This window comes from Pseudomonas sp. XWY-1, from assembly GCF_002953115.1.
GTDB lineage: Bacteria > Pseudomonadota > Gammaproteobacteria > Pseudomonadales > Pseudomonadaceae > Aquipseudomonas > Aquipseudomonas alloputida.
This window is the reverse complement of the sequence record NZ_CP026332.1, coordinates 4,009,335-4,026,339: the sequence shown is the minus strand read 5'-3', so window position 1 is coordinate 4,026,339 and position 17,005 is coordinate 4,009,335. Positions and strand designations below refer to the sequence as shown.

At 58.7% G+C, this 17,005-nt stretch carries 17 protein-coding genes and 2 pseudogenes; 9 read left to right on the top strand and 10 right to left on the bottom strand.

Annotated features, from left to right (window positions below; genetic code table 11):
• Window positions 1-30: 30 nt before the first annotated feature.
• From PRJ_RS18715 to dusA, 3 genes are all read right to left on the bottom strand, one after another.
• On the bottom strand, window positions 31-1,884 hold the full coding sequence (locus PRJ_RS18715) for an alkaline phosphatase D family protein (RefSeq protein WP_104962198.1): 1,854 nt from the start codon (window positions 1,882-1,884) through the stop codon (window positions 31-33).
• A 179-nt stretch (window positions 1,885-2,063) separates the two neighbouring features.
• Window positions 2,064-2,990: a transaldolase gene (tal, locus tag PRJ_RS18710; protein WP_020190071.1), complete on the bottom strand. Its 927-nt coding sequence runs from the start codon at window positions 2,988-2,990 to the stop codon at window positions 2,064-2,066.
• Window positions 2,991-3,146: 156 nt separating this feature from the next.
• A complete protein-coding gene (gene dusA, locus PRJ_RS18705) occupies window positions 3,147-4,157 on the bottom strand; it encodes a tRNA dihydrouridine(20/20a) synthase DusA (RefSeq protein WP_104962197.1) in 1,011 nt (336 codons plus the stop codon).
• 97 nt (window positions 4,158-4,254) lie between these two features.
• On the opposite strand from dusA, the pseudogene PRJ_RS30440 reads away from it, so the two are divergent.
• A pseudogene (locus tag PRJ_RS30440) lies at window positions 4,255-4,392 on the top strand (site-specific integrase); the annotation flags it as partial.
• Window positions 4,393-4,603: 211 nt separating this feature from the next.
• Window positions 4,604-4,912 (top strand): chorismate mutase, encoded by a 309-nt coding sequence (locus tag PRJ_RS18695; RefSeq protein ID WP_104962196.1) that lies wholly within the window; start codon window positions 4,604-4,606, stop codon window positions 4,910-4,912.
• Between the two features lie 45 nt (window positions 4,913-4,957).
• Here the strand turns inward: PRJ_RS18695 and PRJ_RS18690 are convergent, their stop codons facing one another.
• The gene (locus tag PRJ_RS18690; protein ID WP_104962898.1) at window positions 4,958-5,575 is read right to left on the bottom strand and encodes a LysE family translocator; all 618 of its coding nucleotides are present in this window, start codon (window positions 5,573-5,575) and stop codon (window positions 4,958-4,960) included.
• A gap of 174 nt (window positions 5,576-5,749) precedes the next feature.
• Here PRJ_RS18690 and PRJ_RS18685 point away from each other — a divergent pair.
• The 4 genes and pseudogenes from PRJ_RS18685 to PRJ_RS18665 form a co-directional block, all read left to right on the top strand.
• Window positions 5,750-5,866: pseudogene (locus PRJ_RS18685) on the top strand (IS5/IS1182 family transposase); the annotation flags it as partial.
• A gap of 186 nt (window positions 5,867-6,052) precedes the next feature.
• Window positions 6,053-6,541, top strand: coding sequence for a hypothetical protein (locus PRJ_RS30435; RefSeq protein ID WP_256597857.1), 489 nt, complete (start codon window positions 6,053-6,055; stop codon window positions 6,539-6,541).
• Between the two features lie 438 nt (window positions 6,542-6,979).
• Window positions 6,980-7,543, top strand: coding sequence for a TetR/AcrR family transcriptional regulator (locus tag PRJ_RS18670; RefSeq protein WP_104962195.1), 564 nt, complete (start codon window positions 6,980-6,982; stop codon window positions 7,541-7,543).
• On the top strand, window positions 7,540-8,517 hold the full coding sequence (locus PRJ_RS18665) for a DMT family transporter (RefSeq protein ID WP_104962194.1): 978 nt from the start codon (window positions 7,540-7,542) through the stop codon (window positions 8,515-8,517). Before PRJ_RS18670 ends, PRJ_RS18665 begins: the two co-directional genes overlap by 4 nt.
• A gap of 75 nt (window positions 8,518-8,592) precedes the next feature.
• Here PRJ_RS18665 and PRJ_RS18660 read toward each other — a convergent pair whose 3' ends face one another.
• From PRJ_RS18660 to PRJ_RS18645, 4 genes are all read right to left on the bottom strand, one after another.
• A complete protein-coding gene (locus tag PRJ_RS18660) occupies window positions 8,593-9,459 on the bottom strand; it encodes an oxaloacetate decarboxylase (protein ID WP_104962193.1) in 867 nt (288 codons plus the stop codon).
• Between the two features lie 132 nt (window positions 9,460-9,591).
• Window positions 9,592-10,200, bottom strand: coding sequence for a L(+)-tartrate dehydratase subunit beta (ttdB, locus tag PRJ_RS18655; RefSeq protein WP_004576751.1), 609 nt, complete (start codon window positions 10,198-10,200; stop codon window positions 9,592-9,594).
• Window positions 10,197-11,105: a L(+)-tartrate dehydratase subunit alpha gene (ttdA, locus tag PRJ_RS18650; protein ID WP_104962192.1), complete on the bottom strand. Its 909-nt coding sequence runs from the start codon at window positions 11,103-11,105 to the stop codon at window positions 10,197-10,199. Before ttdA ends, ttdB begins: the two co-directional genes overlap by 4 nt.
• A 10-nt stretch (window positions 11,106-11,115) precedes the next feature.
• Window positions 11,116-12,462 (bottom strand): dicarboxylate/amino acid:cation symporter, encoded by a 1,347-nt coding sequence (locus PRJ_RS18645; RefSeq protein ID WP_104962191.1) that lies wholly within the window; start codon window positions 12,460-12,462, stop codon window positions 11,116-11,118.
• Between the two features lie 186 nt (window positions 12,463-12,648).
• Here PRJ_RS18645 and PRJ_RS18640 point away from each other — a divergent pair, with 186 nt between their 5' ends.
• Both PRJ_RS18640 and PRJ_RS18635 read left to right on the top strand, forming a co-directional pair.
• Window positions 12,649-13,575 (top strand): LysR substrate-binding domain-containing protein, encoded by a 927-nt coding sequence (locus PRJ_RS18640; protein ID WP_104962190.1) that lies wholly within the window; start codon window positions 12,649-12,651, stop codon window positions 13,573-13,575.
• Window positions 13,576-13,951: 376 nt separating this feature from the next.
• Complete coding sequence (locus PRJ_RS18635) at window positions 13,952-14,437, top strand: hypothetical protein (protein WP_104962189.1); 486 nt, start codon at window positions 13,952-13,954, stop codon at window positions 14,435-14,437.
• A gap of 94 nt (window positions 14,438-14,531) precedes the next feature.
• On the opposite strand, the gene PRJ_RS18630 is transcribed toward PRJ_RS18635, so the two are convergent.
• Complete coding sequence (locus PRJ_RS18630; RefSeq protein ID WP_104962188.1) at window positions 14,532-15,236, bottom strand: SDR family oxidoreductase; 705 nt, start codon at window positions 15,234-15,236, stop codon at window positions 14,532-14,534.
• A 99-nt stretch (window positions 15,237-15,335) separates the two neighbouring features.
• Window positions 15,336-16,229 (bottom strand): LysR substrate-binding domain-containing protein, encoded by an 894-nt coding sequence (locus tag PRJ_RS18625; protein ID WP_104962897.1) that lies wholly within the window; start codon window positions 16,227-16,229, stop codon window positions 15,336-15,338.
• Window positions 16,230-16,442: 213 nt separating this feature from the next.
• On the opposite strand from PRJ_RS18625, the gene PRJ_RS18620 reads away from it, so the two are divergent.
• Complete coding sequence (locus PRJ_RS18620; RefSeq protein ID WP_014591753.1) at window positions 16,443-16,997, top strand: helix-turn-helix domain-containing protein; 555 nt, start codon at window positions 16,443-16,445, stop codon at window positions 16,995-16,997.
• The last annotated feature ends 8 nt before the right edge of the window (window positions 16,998-17,005 follow it).

Here is a 17,005-nt window from a genome sequence, read left to right as displayed (position 1 = left end):
GGCCGGCACAGGCTGTAAAAATTCTGAATCTCACTGCTCCCGGTTTTTAAACTCTGTAGCCTCACCCCCGCTCGCATCCAGCTGATACACCCGCGCCGGCCGCCCCTGTTCATCAAAGAACACCTGTCCCAGCCCGGCACCATTCCACAGCCGTTCCCCGGCCTTGCTGTGGCTGGGCGTACGCGGCACCACCTCCATTTCTCGGCGCTTGGTAAACCAGTTGAGCGGCGAGCGTGGCGCATACAACCAGCGGTTGAGCCGGTCGAGCACATCCAGCAAGCGCCGGGGGAACTCGTTCTTGATTCCGCTGCTGGTCACCTGCCACAAGTGCGGGCTGCGCTGGCGGTGGCGAATCAGCACCTCATACACGAACGAGTAATGCACATCCCCCGACAGCACCACGTAGTGCCCCGGCGTGCGCGAGTGGCGGAAGATATTGAGGATGACCTGTGCTGCACCGCGGTGGGCCATCCAGTTTTCGGCATCCACCAGCAGCGGGTAGCCCAGCCAGCTGAACACCTTCTGCACCGTCTCGATCAGCTTCACCCCGAAAATCGGCGCAGGTGACACGATGACCGCCGAAGGATGATCGAGCAGTGCTTGCTGCAATTCACTCAGCGCTTCCCAGTCCAACAGGCCGGACGGCTTGGCCAGGTTGCTTTCGCTGCGCCAGCGGCGGGTGCGGGTGTCCAGTACCAGCAGCGGTGGTTCTGTAGGCAGGCTGAACTGCCAGCCCTGGAAGCGCAGCAGCTCGCCTATCAACTCATCCTGGTTCTGGCTGGTCAGCACCTGGCAGTGCTTGATCAGCGGATTGCAATCGTCCGGGTTGTTGCCCCAGGCCTGGCAGAGCAGGTAGCCGAGCAAGGCGTTGCCGATGATCCTTCGCGAGAATGGGTGGCCGTAGGCCGTTTCCTCCCACTGCGCCGAGAGGTTCCAGTCGTCGGTGATGTCGTGGTCGTCGAAGATCATCAGGCAGGGCAGGTGGGCCATCACCCGCGCCACCTGACCGAGATTGTCGGCAAACCCCTGGATAAGCGGCAGCTCTTGCCGGTATCGGGCTTGATGCTCGTCGCTGAGCCCGCTGGGGATGCCCAGGTCCACCAGCTGCCAGGGCACCGGCGACCACACCAACAGGTACATGGCCATGACTTCGGCGAAGGTCACCAGGTGGTTGTCGGCGTTGCTGGACGAGAAGATCGGCTTGCGCTTGCCGCCGAAAAAACGCTCGCGCAGGGTATCGTTGCGTTCCAGCGCCGGCAGCAGGTCGGCGCGGTGGTAGTAGCTGGCCGGGTGCTGGTACAGCGCCTGGCTGTCGGCTACCACCGCACCTTCCAGTTGCTCGTCGAACAAGCCCAGGCGCGAGATCAGGCTATGGATGGCGCGCAGCATGGGACCCGCGACATCGTCGGCGTAAACCTGGTCGCCCGTCATCACTAGCACGGCGGGGCGGTCTTCGGGCTTCTTGCACCCCTGCAGCAGCCGGTCGGCGCACAGCAGGCCGTCGGCAGCAGGGTGGTGCGGCTTGCGGCAGGAGCCGTGCAGCAAATGGTCGAGGCGCTCACGCAGCACCAGGCTCGGGCGTGGATTGCCGGGGTAGAGCAGGTGTGGGGCCCAGTCGGCGATACCCTGGCCGTTGATCAGCAGGTCGTAGTCGAGCAGCTGGTTGCAGGGCAGGGGGCTGGCGAATTGGATGTCCAGCAGGTGAACGTAGGCATGCCGGCCAATCGGCACCACTTGGCAATCGACATGGGCCTTGCTTGCCAGGCAGACGAACGCGGGCTGCAGTGGTTGGGTAGTGACCAGCCAGACGGCCAGACGCTGGGGTTCCAGGCGGCGCAGTACCGGGCCGGCGAGAACGAGGGGCAACGGGTTAGGGGAGGTCATCGACAGCTCGGGTGGCTATGGCGGCCTGTTCGCGGGCAAGCCCGCCCTTACATCGATCGGTGTAGGAGCGGGCTGGCCCGCGAACAGGCCCGAGAATTCAATACACAACTAAGGCGTGGCAAACAAAACGGGCGGAAAATACTGAACACTTCCCGCCCGTCGGGCAAACACGAACTGTATCAGGCCTTTTCAGCCATCAACTTCTCCAGCTTTTCCTGGTCCCGCGCAAACTGGCGGATACCTTCGGCCAGTTTCTCGGTGCCCATGGCGTCTTCGTTCATCGCCCAGCGGAACTGGCTTTCGTTCAGGTGCTGCTTGGCTTCACCGGCGTTGCCCGGTTTCAGCACCTGCGGCAACTCACCCTGGTCATCGCTGAGCTGCTGCAGCAATTCGGGGCTGATGGTCAGGCGGTCACAGCCGGCCAGTTGTTCGATCTGGCCGATATTGCGGAAGCTGGCGCCCATGACCACAGTGTTGTAACCATTGGCCTTGTAGTAGTTGTAGATGCGCGTGACCGACTGCACGCCTGGGTCCTCGGCGCCCACGTATTCCTGGCCGGTGCTCTTCTTGTACCAGTCGTAGATACGGCCCACGAACGGCGAAATCAAAAACACCCCGGCATCGGCGCAAGCCTGGGCCTGGGCGAAGGAGAACAACAGGGTCAGGTTGGTCTGGATACCTTCCTTCTCCAGCTGCTCGGCGGCACGAATGCCTTCCCAGGTGGAGGCCAGCTTGATCAGTACACGCTCTTTTGCCACTCCGGCCGCCTCGTACAGGGCGATCAGCTGGCGAGCCTTGTTCAGCAGGGCTGGCTCATCGAACGACAGGCGTGCATCCACCTCGGTGGAGATACGCCCCGGGATGACCTTGAGAATGCCCGAGCCTACCGCCACCGCAAACTTGTCGCAGGCCAGGTCGACATTACCCTTGGCGTCGGCCTTCACCTGTTTAAGCAGGTCGGCGTAGCCCGGGATGGCAGCAGCCTTGAGCAGCAGCGACGGGTTGGTGGTGGCATCGACCGGCTTCAGGCGGGTGATGGCGTCCAGGTCCCCGGTGTCGGCGACCACGGTGGTGAACTGCTTGAGTTGTTCCAGCTTGGAGGTCATGGGCGTGCTCTGTCCTGTGCATTTACTCGACATTACCCGAGCCCCGGCAGCCGCTCAAGGGCCGCCGAAACCCTGCGGACCCGCTGGCCCGCACGGGGCTGTACGAAAGGTGAAGGTTCGAGTCGCAAGCAAGCCCGAGGTTCCCTCCCACTGAGGTCACCGCCCTTGCAACAACTCCACGGCCTGGTCAAACACCGCCAAGGGTTGGGCCGCCCTGTGAATGTCTGCCGACAGCAACTGGCGGAAGCGCCGCGCCCCTTTGAATCCTTGTGCCAGCCCCAGAATATGCCGGGTAACGTGGTGCATCGCACCGCCACTTTCCATATGCGTCACGATGTAAGGCCGCAGTTGCGCCAATGCCTCGCTACGGCTGACCACCGGCGCATCGCTGCCAAACAGTTGCTGGTCTACCTCGGCCAGCAGATAAGGGTTGTGATACGCCTCGCGCCCCAGCATCACGCCATCGAAGGTTTCAAGGTGTGCCTGGCATTCGTCCAGGGTCTTGATCCCGCCGTTGAGCACGATCTCCAGGTCCGGGAAGTCCCTCTTCAACTGCGCTGCGATGTCATAGCGCAGCGGCGGAATCTCGCGGTTCTCTTTCGGCGACAGCCCTTCCAGAATCGCGATGCGTGCATGCACGGTAAAACTTCGGCAGCCGGCCTCACGCACCTGGCCGACGAAGTCGCTCAGTTCGGCGTAGCTGTCACGGCCGTTGATACCAATGCGGTGCTTCACCGTGACAGGCGTCGATACGGCATCACGCATGGCCTTCACGCAGTCGGCCACCAGCGCCGGGTGAGCCATCAGGCACGCGCCGATCATGTTGTTCTGCACCCGGTCGCTCGGGCAGCCAACGTTGAGGTTGACCTCATCGTAGCCTGCTTCTTCAGCCAGGCGCGCACAAGCGGCCAGGTCGGCCGGCACACTGCCGCCAAGTTGCAGGGCCAGCGGGTGCTCAGAAGCATCGTGGCGCAGGAAACGGTGAGCGTCGTTGTGCAGCAGGGCACCGGTGGTGACCATTTCGGTGTAGAGCAGGGTTTGCCGGGAGAGCAGGCGCAGGAAGAACCGGCAATGTCTGTCGGTCCAGTCCATCATGGGGGCAACGCTGAAGCGGCGTGACGGCTCAGGGCGCGTGGTTTGTGGCTTTGAAGCGTTTTCTAGGAGCATTCTGGGCTACGCATTTATGTACCATTTTCCGGGGGCGTGTTGGGTTTGACAGTGGTGCGGGCTACCGCCGCCAAACACACTCGTACCACCGGAGATCATGGCAACGATCAGAGCAAGGAAAAAGGCCGATTCGACGGTTAGCTATACCGTCCAGATCCGCCTCAAGAAAAAGGGTGTCCTAGTCTACCAAAGGTCTCAGACATTCGCCCGCCAGCAGGCTGCCCAAGCCTGGGCGACAGATGGTTGGCGTGGAGGTTCTGCATTTTCGCGATCTGCGCCACGCAGGCGTGAGCTGGTTATTCGAAATGGACTGGGATATCCCTGCGGCGTTACACCCCTCTGCGGAGCGTGAAGCAGACCTAGCACAGAAGCTACACTGCACGCCCCGATCACCCACGACAGCCTGCTCCAATCAATCGCAGGCCTCTGAAAAGGAAGTCAAGCAAATGGATGTACGTTGCACCTCTCTGGACGAAGTCCGTCAACGGATCGATGAAATCGACCGCAGCCTCGTTTCGCTTCTCGCCAAACGTGGAAGGCTCGTGACGCAAGCAGCGGGCTTCAAGAAAACCACCGATGATGTGCGTGCGCCTGCTCGGGTCGAGCAAGTGATCAAGAAGGTTCGTGAGATGGCTGACGAAACCGGTGCCTCGGCCGAGGTGGTGGAACAGGTCTATCGGGCGATGATTTCGGCCTTCATCGCTGAGGAACTGAACACCCATGCGAAGCTGGCCGACGAGGCTTCAGCATCGTGATGAAACGCGGGGCTCATACGCAGCCCCGCCGCTTTCTCCTGCTTGCTATCTCTGGCTCAACGTCGCAATCGAGACGCCAGACGCAACGAAGGTGAGGCCTGCGCCCACGTTCAGCCCATTCACCAGCCGTGGCCGCCGGTACAGGTAGCGAGACAGTCCCGTGGCGAAAATGCCCATCAAGGCAAACCCCAATGCCGTGAGTGCAGCGAACCATACGCCGTAAACCAACATCTGCACGCTGACTGACCCGCGTGCGGGGTCGACGAACTGGGGAATGAACGCCAGCACGAACAAACCTGGCTTGGGGTTGAGCGCAGCCGAAAGCAGACCGGTCAGAAAAATGCTGGGCAGCGATTGCCTGGAGGCCGGCTGAAAGCTTATGAGGTTACGAGCGCGCAGCACCTTGATCCCTAGCCAGAGCAGATAGCCGGCACCCATGAGCTTGATCACCCAAAATGCGAGCACCGAGGTTTGCATCAGTAGGGTCAAGCCTAACGAAGCGGCTGCAACGTGAAACAAAATGCCTGCTCCTGACGCCATGCCGGATACGGCCGCTGCGACTTTACCCTGGCTGAGACCGCGGCCAATGGCCAACACGTTGTCAGGGCCCGGTGCCAGCACCAACAGTACGCAGGCGGCGGTATAGGCGAACCACACGTTCATGGGAAACACGGCTCTCTCCTTAAGCCTGATGAAGCATCCATCCTGACGGTGGGAGACGCCAATAGCAAGGCGGAACCTCAAGGGCTGTTAGCACTGGCGGGCTCGGCCCTGCTTGGTTGGCTGAGGATTCTCCGAACACGTCAGGACGGGGCAGACTACCTGTGCTGACACAGTCGTCCGCTCAAGCGCCAGTTCGGTTATGTGAAGGCTCGCTTTCGTGGCTTGGTCAAGAACACTGCACAACGGACCACGTTGTTTGCGCTGTCGGACCTGTGGATGGGGCGCCGGTAGTTGTTGAACGCTGCGCTATCGGCCGAAAAATGGGCCTGGCGCGGTCGAGATGTTGCTCATTACGCGCTCGGGAAAACGTGATCAGCGTTTCCCTGGCAGTCTGTCGGAATGCGAGAACTTTGGTGTCTGTGTCAGGTCCAACCCGCACTTTAGCTACCCACTCGCGCCTCCGGAGCCGAACAAAAAATGAAAAAACCTTTGGTTGCTGTCTTTGCTTGTGCATTGGCACTCGGGATGACGGCATTCTTGCCCGCCGATATCTCCCCGATCAGTTCCGCCTATGCCAAGGGTGGTGGTGGTGGTGGCGGTGGCGGTGGCGGTGGCGGCGGCGGCGGTGGTCATGGCGGTGGCGGTGGTCATGGCGGTGGCGGCGGACATGGCGGTGGAAACGGCGCCGGACATGGCGGTGGCATGGGAGGGCATAGTGGAAGCGGGAAGGGCCTTGGAAGTGATCACGCTGGAAAGGCGACACGCGATCATGGGGTAAGCGGCAATCATTACGGAAGATCGCGCAACAGCGACAACGGTCATGGCACCACCACCTCGGGTGTCGCTCACTCCAAGGACACTCGCGGTTTAGCCAAGTCCACGGCCATCTCTGGAACGACGCCAGGCGATCATAATTCGAAAGGCCTCAGCAACGCTGTCGGGTCTTCTTCAAAAAATGATCGATAATTTGACCGCATCCATGCCGTACCGGCTTTAGCGTGCACGAAAGCCCAGCGTAGGCCGGGCTAAATGAACGGGTCACCCCCACACCCTGCGAGGGCTAAGCTTTCGCAGGGTGTTTTGTTTTGGAGGCCATCATCACGAGCGAGTCAGCACGGGTCGGGATCGATCTCGGTAAACACAGTTGCCACCGGCATGCCCAAGACACGTTGGGCCAAGCGGTGTTTCGCAAGCGGGTAGACGGCACGATCAGCCACACAGCCCAGATTCGCATCCCAAGTACAGGGGGCGCTTAGCTGGCGTAGCAAGTCTCTGATTGGCCAGGCCTGCATTTTGCTGCTGCGCTCTGTGTCGTAGCGGCCATGCTTCAGGTCGTATCTGGATGCGGCCTGAATCTTACCGGTCAGTATAGTCAGCTCCGTCCCTTTGCCGGAGTGCCTTGAATTGGACAATACCCGTGAGCGTTTGATTGATGCCGCGCTGAAGCTGTTTCTGTCGCAAGGTTTATATGTGACGGGGGTAACGGCCATTGCCGCGATGGCGGGTGTTACCAAAATGACGCTCTACAGTCATTTCCCCTCCAAGGATGCGCTGATAGTGGCTTGCCTTGAGGAGCGTGACCGACGCTGGCGTGAAGAGGTAGCGCGCACCCTGGCCAGGCATCCTGAGCCAGTCAGTGGCATGCTCGCTTTTTTCGATCTGTATGAACGCTTTCTTTTGAAAGATAGCGAGCGCGGGTGCCTGTTCGTTAACAGTGCGGCTGAGTTCCCCCAGTTTAGCCACCCCGTGCATTTAGCAGTGAGCAGGCATAAGCAAGGGATACGCGAAAACCTTGCTGCCTTGGCCATAAGCGCCGGTATAAACGACCCCGACGCAGTTGCCCAAGGGTTGTTTATCTTGTTGGAAGGCAGTTTTGTCAGCGGCGCGATGGGCCAGGACATGCGGGTATTCGACACTGCCCGGCAAATAGCTCATTGCTGGATTCAGAGGCAGGAGCAGAGCGTATGACCCTGGGCCTGTTAGCGGCCATTGCCGCCACCTTTTCCTGGTCACTGCTCTACATTTTTCCGGGGCTGGTCGGTGACTACAGCCTTTTTGACCTGGCGGTGGTGAGCTATGCCTTTGCCGGGTTAGGTAGCCTACTGGTGCTGTTCGTTTACCGCAGCGAAGTGCGGCAATTGCGACTGAGTGACTGGGCCTGCGCCGCACTGCTGGGCTTCTTGGGATACATTGGCTACTTCTTCCTGATCACCACTGCGGTTTTAGCAGCCGGGCCGGTGATCCCCCCTGTGATGATGGGGTCAGTACCGATCGTGCTCGCGATTGCCGGCAACATGCGCAGCGCCAGCGTGCCTTGGCGCGCCATTGCCGGGCCACTGATGGTGGCGGCCCTGGGCATCAGCCTGGTCAATCTGAGCGTGTTTGATGCTAGCCGTGCGGCGGTAGTGCTCCCGACCGCGTCGTTACTGCTTGGGTTGCTTGCATCGTTGTTGGCAATCGCATTCTGGACCGGTTTTGGTCTGTTGAATGAAAGTGCTTTGGCTCGACGCCCAAGCATGTCTCCCATGTTGTGGTCAGCCATGTTGATCTTCATGTGCAGCGTCGAAATGCTGGCGTTCATCCCGGTTGGGCTGTACTTGAAACTGTCTCATTTCGCTAGCTATCCGAGCGGATTGGCAGGTACTCAGGCGCTGATCGTCTGTGGGCTGATTCAGGGGTTAGGGGCCACCCTTGCAGGTGCCTGGGCATGGTCAATCGCAACGCGGCGTCTTCCGCTGGCGCTGAGCGGGCAATTGATCGCCAGCGGATCCATTTATGCAACTACGATGGGCCTGCTCATCAACCAACGCTGGCCGTCTCCTATGGAAGCGCTTGGAACAGGCTTGTTGTTCGTAGGGGTGGTGTGGGCTATTCACGCCTTTTACCGCAAGCAAACACGCCTCCAGACACATGGCGGGATAACAGACCTTGGCCGACACTGATGGGACTGGTTTGCGATCATCCCTTGATTGATTCGTCGCCTGGATCGGAAAGGGGCGTTCAACAGTGCTGAGTTGTTACTTTGAGAAAAGCATGAACTCTGCTGCCCAGTCTTTATATTCGTTTTGCAAGCAATAGCCAGCAACGAGCGTTGAGGCCGATTTGTCAGCGTTAACCTGGCGACGGCGCTGTATGCGCAGGCTTTCATAGGTGGCCTGAACCGAGGCAAAGTATGCTTGATGGCCATCCACCACGATGCGCACGCCGAGTTCTGCCAGGCCAGGTGCATCCCGAAGCTCGCTGTTGCCATAGGTGATTAGCATCACTGGAAGGGTCAATCCATCGGCGATGGCGGCGAGTTCATGAACATCCTTCACACCAACGAGGCACACCGCATCGGCACCCGATCGCTCGAATTCCCTGGTTCTACGGATAACGTCCTGTAGCGGCTGCACACCAGCGTGGGTTCTGGCGATGATGGCGAGTGAGCTATCAATCCTTGCTTCTTGCGCCGCGCGCAGTTTACCGGTGGCTTCTTCGGTGCTGATCAGCTCCAGGGCACCGCTGCCAAAACGGGCAGGCAGGAGGGTATCTTCGATGGTGAGTGCTGCAACCCCAGCCCGTTCTAGCTCGACAACAGTCCTCATGGCGTTAAGGGCGTTACCATATCCATGATCAGCGTCAGCAATTATCGGAAGGCTAGCCACGCGGCCAATTCGGGTGGCCTGTTCGGCGAATTCACTAAGGGTGATTAAAGCGATGTCAGGAGCACCCAACACTTGCAGGGAGGCAACAGAGCCGCCCAGTATGCCAACTTCGAAGCCGAGATCCGAAGCGATGCGTGCGGATAAAGGGTCAAAAACCGAAGCGGTACTCAGGCAAGCGTGACCGTTGAGAAGAACACGGAAGCCATTTCGCAATTGATGATGACTGCGGTTGTGCATGGCTGTCTCTGAGCGTATTTGGGATGTATGACGCGTCGCGTTCCACTACTTTGGACGTTCAGCGAGTACGTTGAGAGGGCAGGGGATGGCGGTGTTGGGCGGTGGAGTTGATCACCTTCACCGCCCATTCGCTTATTTGATGAACCGTACTTGGCTATTGATCTTCTCGATCACCGCGCCTTTGCGTTCATTGAACCGGGCTTTGTTCTGCTCGAACAGGTTATTGCCCTTGGTGTCGATAGAAATGATCAGCGGGCCGAACTCTCGTACACGGTTGACCCATAGCGTTTCCGGCATGCCCAAGTCCTGCCATTCGGCGCGTTCGATCTCTTCCACCTGGGTCGCTGCCAAGACTGCACAGCCGCCTGGAAACACTGCATGCACAGCCTTGTTCTCAAGGCAGCCAGTGGTGGTCTCCGGGCCCATACCGCCTTTGCCGACGATCAGCTTTACCCCAGTTTGCTCGATGAACTGTTTCTCGAACTTTTCCATGCGCATGCTAGTCGTCGGGCCGATCGACACCATTTCAAAGCTGCCATCGTCCTTTCTCTTGACGATGGGGCCTGCGTGAAAGATCGCGCCGCCGCGAAGATTTACAGGAAGCTCCCGGCCTAATTCGATAAGCCGGCGATGTGCAACGTCTCGGCAAGTCACCAACTGGCCAGTGAGGTAAACCACGTCGCCAACGTTCAGGCTTGCCAAATCTTCGTCACTTATTGGAGTGGTCAGGATCTTTTTCACAGTGCTACGCCTTCATGGGAGAGGATGTCATAAGTGAGGTCGGCATTGATGCGGATCTTGCCGCGGCGGTGCGCCCAGCAACCTGTCGATACCGCGACGCCGATGGTCGAGGGGTGTCGGGCCGACGATTCGATGTTCACGCCCATCACGCTGCTGTTGCCAGTCAAACCCTGGGGGCCAATGCCGATTTCGTTCAGGCCTTCCTCCAGCAGCTTCTCCATCATCGCTGCACTTTCGTTGGGATGGCTGGAATCCACTTCGCGCAGGATGGCCTTTTTCGAAAGGCGTGCCGCGGTCTCGACCGAGGTCGATACACCCACGCCTACCAGCAAAGGCGGGCAAGCGTTGACACCGCGGGAGGTGATGACATCGAAGACGAACTCTGTGACCCCTTCGTAGCCTTGCCCTGGCATCAGCACCTTGGCCGAGCCCGGCAACGTACAGCCACCACCCGCCATGTACACATCGACAATGGCGTAGTCGGCATCGGGGATGATTTCCCAGTCCAGCCACGGGATCTTCGAGCCGGTGTTGGTGCCGGTGTTCTTTTCGATGAAGGTTTCAACTGCGTTGTGGCGTAGCGGGCCCTTGATGGTCGCCTCCTTGGTGGCGTTCTCGAGGATGCCCTCCATTTCGCCCAGCAGCGGGAAGCGTGCACCGGCGGAAATGAAATACTGGATCACACCGGTATCCTGACAGCTGGGGCGGTTCAGCTTGTCAGCGTAATCCTGGTTGTCGGCCATCGAGTCGTAGACGGCGATGGCCAGCGGGTTGGTTTCCGCTGCGCGCAGCTTGGCGGTCTTTTCTTTTACATCCTTGGGCAGGCGCTTGCCGATGTAGGCGGTGAACTTCGCCAAGACGTCGGTCAGCGATTCCACAGCGGCTTCTTTGTCTACGGTTTCCATGTTTACTTCCTCAGTGCATCACAAGGTTTTTTGGGTCAGAGTCAATGGCAGGCTTGGTAGCCGAAGGCAGTGATTCGTTTTTTTCTGGCTCGCCCACCACTTGGCCATCCAAGACCTGATTCATCCTGGTGCTATCGAGGGCGCCGACCCATTTGGCGATGGCCATGGTGCCCACGGCGTTGCCGATGGTGTTGGTAATGGCGCGAGCCTCAGACATGAAGCGGTCTACGCCAAGAAGCAGAACCATGCCGGCTACAGGGATGTTGTCCATGGTGGCCAGGGTTGCGGCCAGGGTGATGAAGCCCGAACCCGTGACGCCTGCAGAGCCTTTGGATGTGAGCAGGAGCACGCCCAGGACGATCAGCTGGTCCATGAGGGTCAGTGGGGTATTGGTTGCCTGCGCGATGAATATCGCCGCCATTGTGTAGTAGATGCATTGGCCGTCAGGGTTGAAAGTCAGCCCCGAAGGAATGACCAGGCCTACTACCGGTTTCGAGACGCCGACCTTCTCCAGTTTGTTCATCATTTGTGGCACAACAGACTCCGATGAGCTGGTGCCCAATACGGTGAACAGCTCCTCCCGCAGGTACTTGAGGAACTTCCACAAGCTGAACCCAGACATCCGAGCGATTGAGCCGAGAACGATCACCACGAACAGGAAGCAGGTCACGTACATAGTTGCCATCAGCTTGCCCAGCGAAACGATGGAGCCCAGGCCATATTTGCCGACGGTGAAAGCCATGGCGCCACAGGCTGCCAGCGGAGCAATGCGCATCACCATGCCGACGATGTAGAACATGCCGTGAGAAAACGACTCGAGCACATCGACTACGGGCTTGCCGCGTTCTCCTAGATTGGCCAGCGCAATGCCGAGTAAGGTCGAGAACAGCAGAATCTGCAGGATTTCGTTCTTGGCAAAGGCATCCACTACGCTGCCGGGGATTACATGCAACAAGAAGTCGGTGAAGCCGCCCGATCCGCTAACGGCAGCAGCGGTGTAGGTAGAGATGGCATTGCTATCCAGGGTGGCAGGGTCGATGTTCATGCCTTGGCCAGGTTGCACCAGGTTCACAACGATCAGGCCCAGCACCAATGCGAAAGAGGAGAGAACCTCGAAGTAGATCAGGGCCCGGGCACCGACACGGCCGAGCTCCTTCATGTTTTCCATTTTGGCGATGCCGAGAACCACGGTTGCAAAGATGATCGGTGCAAAAACCATCTTGATCAGTTTGATGAAGGCATCACCCAGTGGCTTCATGTCTGCGCCGACCTCCGGCCAGAGCACGCCTAGCAGTACCCCAATTGAGACGCCAATCAGTACCTGCACATACAGCTTACTTATCCATCGTTTGGCCATTGCCGTCTCCGAATTATTGTTGTGAGTCGGATTTATGTGGCGACTGGGCTAAGCGGCAGACAGGCAAGACCGGCAAAGCTAAATAGCCCAGCGTTTTTGTGGTTAATCAGGCAGGCCTAAGGTAATGGTTTTTTCTGAGTGGTGTAATAGACTCAGATTTAAGACATTATTTCCTTGAGGTTAATTATGAATCCTGTGTCGGAACTTGCTTTTTTCAGCCAGTTGGTGGCGGCTGGCAGCCTGGCAGCGACAGCCCGTGAGCTGAACCTCACTCCCCCCGCTGTAACCAAGCGGCTTGCGCAATTGGAGAAGCGTCTTGGCGTTCGTTTGTTGAACCGAACGACGCGCAGCATCAGCCTCACGGCCGAAGGTGAGACGTACCTGATCAATGCAAAACGCATTCTCGGTGAGATCGAGGAGATGGAGCGGCAGGTATCCAGCAGCAGGGCCGAGCCAAAGGGTTTGTTGCGCGTGAATGCACCGCTGGGCTTCGGCCGCACCCATGTAGGGCCAGCCATCTCACTCTTCGCCAAGCGCTATCCAGAGGTTGAAGTTCAGCTTCACCTGACGGACCGGCCTATCCATCTCCCTGATGACGCAATTGACGTGGCGATCCGTTTTGGTGAGCTGCCTGATTCAAGGCTCATTGCCAGGAAAATAGCGGTTAATCGCCGACGTTTGTGTGCAAGCCCTGAGTACTTACGTACCCACGGAACTCCTGAGACGGCAAAAGACCTGGTCCGGCACAACTGTATCGTGTTGCGTCAAAATGAATCCGCATTCGGGATATGGCGTATGTCTAAAGGCAAACAGTTCGACGCCATCAAGGTCCACGGGAGCTTGAGTACTAACGATGGAGAGGTAGCGTTGACTTGGGCGCTGGACGGGCATGGGATATTGATGCGAGCGGAATGGAACCTGGCCGGTTATCTACGTACAGGTCAGCTTGTGGAAGTCTTGAACGATTATGAGACCGAGCCGGCAGACATTTACGCTGTCTATTTAGAACGCCTGAATTTATCTGCGAAAGTCGCTTATTTTGTTGATCATTTACGAGAGTTTTTCAAAAGCAAAGCTGAGAACCTTACTGGCGGTCTTGATGCGTGGAAATGACGCTGGCGAAGCCGCATCGGCTTGGTTGAGTTACGCCTGATGATGCGCATGAGGTCTTCTTGGCGATCCTCCCGCGTTAAAAAATGAAGCCAGGGGCGAGCATGAACGGCAGAAGGTTGGGCCGTTCCACGCGAAGAGGCGGTTTGGATTGCCATCGGCGCCGCCGGCACAACCCTTGTCGACACACAGTGTTTGGGTGATGGCGCATTATTTAACTTTGCGCCGGTAGCCCATGAATGTTTGCGCGCGCCCCTCACGACTTGCTTAGGTGTCAGCGACACCTTTCAACGTGCACCAGTTTGCGTCCTTAATCGAGGCCTATACTTAACAGCAACGTTCCATTCCCTGCCCGCCATTCCCTATAAGGATCTGAACCATGACAGCATCCAAACTCGTCGCCCTGGCTTTGGCGGGTGTTCTTTTTCCTGCTCTAACCCTTGCCCAGCAGGCCTCCAGCGCCGCCGAGCCGACTCAACAGTCGATGAACATTGAGCAATTTGATCAGGAGATGGCGAAGGCTCAAGAAAATCTGAAAAAAATGCAGGATCAAATGAGCCTTATCCACAAAACTACCGATCCAGTCCAGCGCCAGAAACTCATGCAAGATCACCAGGCGATGATGCAGCAAGGAATGCTCATGATGAAGGGAATGATGGGGTGCTGCGGCGGCATGATGGGCGGTCGCATGATGGGGAGCGGCCACATGATGGGCTGGGGGCAGATGGGCAGCCATTACGCCGGAATGACGCCTGAGCAGATGAGGCAGCACCAATACATGATGGACAGATACATGGGAATGCAACAGATGATGATGGATCAGATGATGCAGCATCAGCAGCAGATGGGCACGCCGTCTCGCTAACCTAATACCCGCCGCCGGCCAGCAAGGGTGACGCTGACCGATAGCTTCGAAGGAGGTGGGGGTCGCCGTTGCGTATGCTGCGGCCAACGGGCAATCAAACGCTACGTGTGACGCCGCCATCGACTTTGATGTTCTGCCCGGTGATGTAGGCAGCGCCTTCGCTGGCAAGAAACGCAATGGTGGCGGCGATTTCCTCGCAGGTGCCATAGCGTTTGAGCGGCACGCTGTCGCGGCGCTGTTCGGTGGCCGGCAGGCTGTCGATCCAGCCGGGGAGGACGTTGTTGATCCTCACGTTGTCCCCGGCGAATTGGTCGGCGAAGATTTTGGTGAATGCGGCCAGGCCCGAGCGGAACACTGCAGACGTCGGGAACAGCTCACTGGGCTCGAACGCCCAGGCGGTGGAAATGTTGATGATCACACCCCCTTTCTGGCGCTGCATGTAGGGCGTCACCAGGCGAGTCGGGCGAATGACATTGAGCAGATAGGTGTCCATGCCCTTGTGCCAGTCTTCGTCGCTGATTTCCAGGATTGGCGCGCGCGGACCATGGCCGGCGCTATTGAGCAGCACGTCGATGCGCCCCCACTTTTCCACCACGACATCGACCAGGCGTTTCAGGTCCTCAACCGACTGGTTGCTACCCGTTACGCCAATTCCACCAAGCTCGGCAGCCAGGGCTTCGCCCTTGCCCGAGGAGGACAGGATGGCAACCTTGAACCCGTCAGCGGCCAGGCGCCGTGCCGCTGCTGCGCCCATTCCACTGCCACCTGCTGTGATGATCGCAACTTTTTCTACTGACATGCTGCCTCCGGAACGTTAATCGCTGAATGCTTAGGCGCACTAAAATTAGCAGCAGTTGTGGCAGCGAGGGAGACAGCTAAACTTCACCAAGGCAGTAGATTAACTATTTCCTGCCTGTTGCTTGAACCAGCGCTGGACAATGCCTAGCGACTCCGGCTGCTGCAACTTTCGTGGCCACACCAGGTAGAACGACTTATCGAGCCTGAGTTGCTGAGCGAAGACCTGGGTCAGCCTGCCCGCGACGATGTCATCACTGACGAACGCCAGGCTTGCCAACGCAATACCCTGACCACTGATGGCGGCATCAATGGCCAATGAAGTCTGGTTGAACCGCAGGTTTCTGGCAGTCGCTTGCCCGTGTTGCGGGAACAGTTGTGCAAGGAACCGAGGCCAGAAATCATGGGCATCGTGGAGCAGGGTGAACGCTTGAAGCTGCTCGAAGCTGGTGGGGACTTTGCTGGCTTCGAACAACCTTGGGCTGGCCACGGCGACGATACGCTGTTCCATCAACAGTTCGCTGTTCAAGCCCGCGCCGATGTCGGGCTTGCCATAGCGGACTGCGAGATCCACGCCGTCGGTATTGAAGTGGGACAGCCGATCTGTGGCCAGTACACGTAAATCGATGTCCGGATGGCTGTGCGCAAAGCTGCCCAGCCGGGGAATGAGCCATTTGGAGGCAAAGGTTGGTGTCACGCTGACCGTCAGGTGAGACGCCTGTGGCCGCAGCAGGCGGGTTGCCTCATCGATCATCGCCAAGGCGTTGCGAATGCTGCCGCTGTAGCCCAGCCCCGCATCGGTCAGTGCCAGGCCCCGGGGCAGGCGCTCGAACAAACGAAGGTTCAGGCTCGCTTCCAGCCCGCGTATCTGTTGTGCCACTGCCGCCTGGGTCACCCCCAGCTCTTCGGCGGCCAGGCGGAAGTTCAGGTGGCGGGCAACCACTTCGAACACACGTAGCGCATTGAGCGAGGGCAAATCAGGGAAACCGTTTGGCATGGCGATGGACAGGGTCGGGCTGGAGGATTCAGCCACGAGGCTACTCGCCGAGCGCCAGTAAAGAAACCCGCGCCACCGCAGCCAATCCGCCACGCTGCGCAGCAAGCCCTCTGTTGGCGGCTGCACATTTCCATCGTTCGGCTTGACGCGTGAAATTTTTCATGTAAATTTTCATGAAAAATAAGTCTAAAAATTTCACGGCAGTCCGAAACGATGAAGATGCACGAAGAGGTTGAAGCCCTCGCGATCCTTATTCACGACCTGCGCAAATTCAAGAACCTGACCTTGGGTGAACTGGCCGAGCGCATCAACCGCTCGGTGGGTTTCCTCTCCCAGGTCGAACGCGGCGTTTCGCGCCCGACCGTGGCAGACCTCACCGCTATCAGCGAAGCGCTTGGCGTATCAACCGCGTACTTCTACAACCTGAGCAAGCCCCGCAGCATTGGCTGGGTCACGCGCCCCCACGAGCGGCGCACGTTGTACCTGGAGTCGGGCATCACCGACGTACTGGCTTCGCCGACCATCGCAGGCGCCTTCTCCATGCTCGACAGCCTTCTCGAGCCGGGCGCCACCAGTGGGGAGGCGTACTTGAGCGACCGTTCCGAGCAGGGCTGTTTCGTACTCGAGGGCGAACTCACGGTGTGGCTGGACCAGGGCGATGCCGTGACCCTGCAAGCCAACGACTGCTTCCAGCTGCAACCCCATGCGCCGTTCCGTTACGCCAACCTGACGGATAAAACCACCCGCGTGCTCTGGGTCTTCAATTGAATTCGTTC

Coding starts and splice junctions, on each gene's coding strand:
- PRJ_RS18690 (WP_104962898.1), bottom strand. CDS start 5,575: ATGAACGTGTGGTTCGCCTATACCGCCGCCTGCGTACTGTTGGTGCTG.
- PRJ_RS18645 (WP_104962191.1), bottom strand. CDS start 12,462: ATGGCCAAACGATGGATAAGTAAGCTGTATGTGCAGGTACTGATTGGC.
- ttdA (WP_104962192.1), bottom strand. CDS start 11,105: ATGGAAACCGTAGACAAAGAAGCCGCTGTGGAATCGCTGACCGACGTC.
- PRJ_RS18625 (WP_104962897.1), bottom strand. CDS start 16,229: ATGCCAAACGGTTTCCCTGATTTGCCCTCGCTCAATGCGCTACGTGTG.
- PRJ_RS18665 (WP_104962194.1), top strand. CDS start 7,540: ATGACCCTGGGCCTGTTAGCGGCCATTGCCGCCACCTTTTCCTGGTCA.
- PRJ_RS18660 (WP_104962193.1), bottom strand. CDS start 9,459: ATGCACAACCGCAGTCATCATCAATTGCGAAATGGCTTCCGTGTTCTT.
- PRJ_RS18630 (WP_104962188.1), bottom strand. CDS start 15,236: ATGTCAGTAGAAAAAGTTGCGATCATCACAGCAGGTGGCAGTGGAATG.
- PRJ_RS18640 (WP_104962190.1), top strand. CDS start 12,649: ATGAATCCTGTGTCGGAACTTGCTTTTTTCAGCCAGTTGGTGGCGGCT.
- PRJ_RS18620 (WP_014591753.1), top strand. CDS start 16,443: ATGAAGATGCACGAAGAGGTTGAAGCCCTCGCGATCCTTATTCACGAC.
- PRJ_RS18635 (WP_104962189.1), top strand. CDS start 13,952: ATGACAGCATCCAAACTCGTCGCCCTGGCTTTGGCGGGTGTTCTTTTT.
- PRJ_RS18715 (WP_104962198.1), bottom strand. CDS start 1,884: ATGACCTCCCCTAACCCGTTGCCCCTCGTTCTCGCCGGCCCGGTACTG.
- PRJ_RS18695 (WP_104962196.1), top strand. CDS start 4,604: ATGGATGTACGTTGCACCTCTCTGGACGAAGTCCGTCAACGGATCGAT.
- tal (WP_020190071.1), bottom strand. CDS start 2,990: ATGACCTCCAAGCTGGAACAACTCAAGCAGTTCACCACCGTGGTCGCC.
- dusA (WP_104962197.1), bottom strand. CDS start 4,157: ATGCTCCTAGAAAACGCTTCAAAGCCACAAACCACGCGCCCTGAGCCG.
- PRJ_RS30435 (WP_256597857.1), top strand. CDS start 6,053: ATGAAAAAACCTTTGGTTGCTGTCTTTGCTTGTGCATTGGCACTCGGG.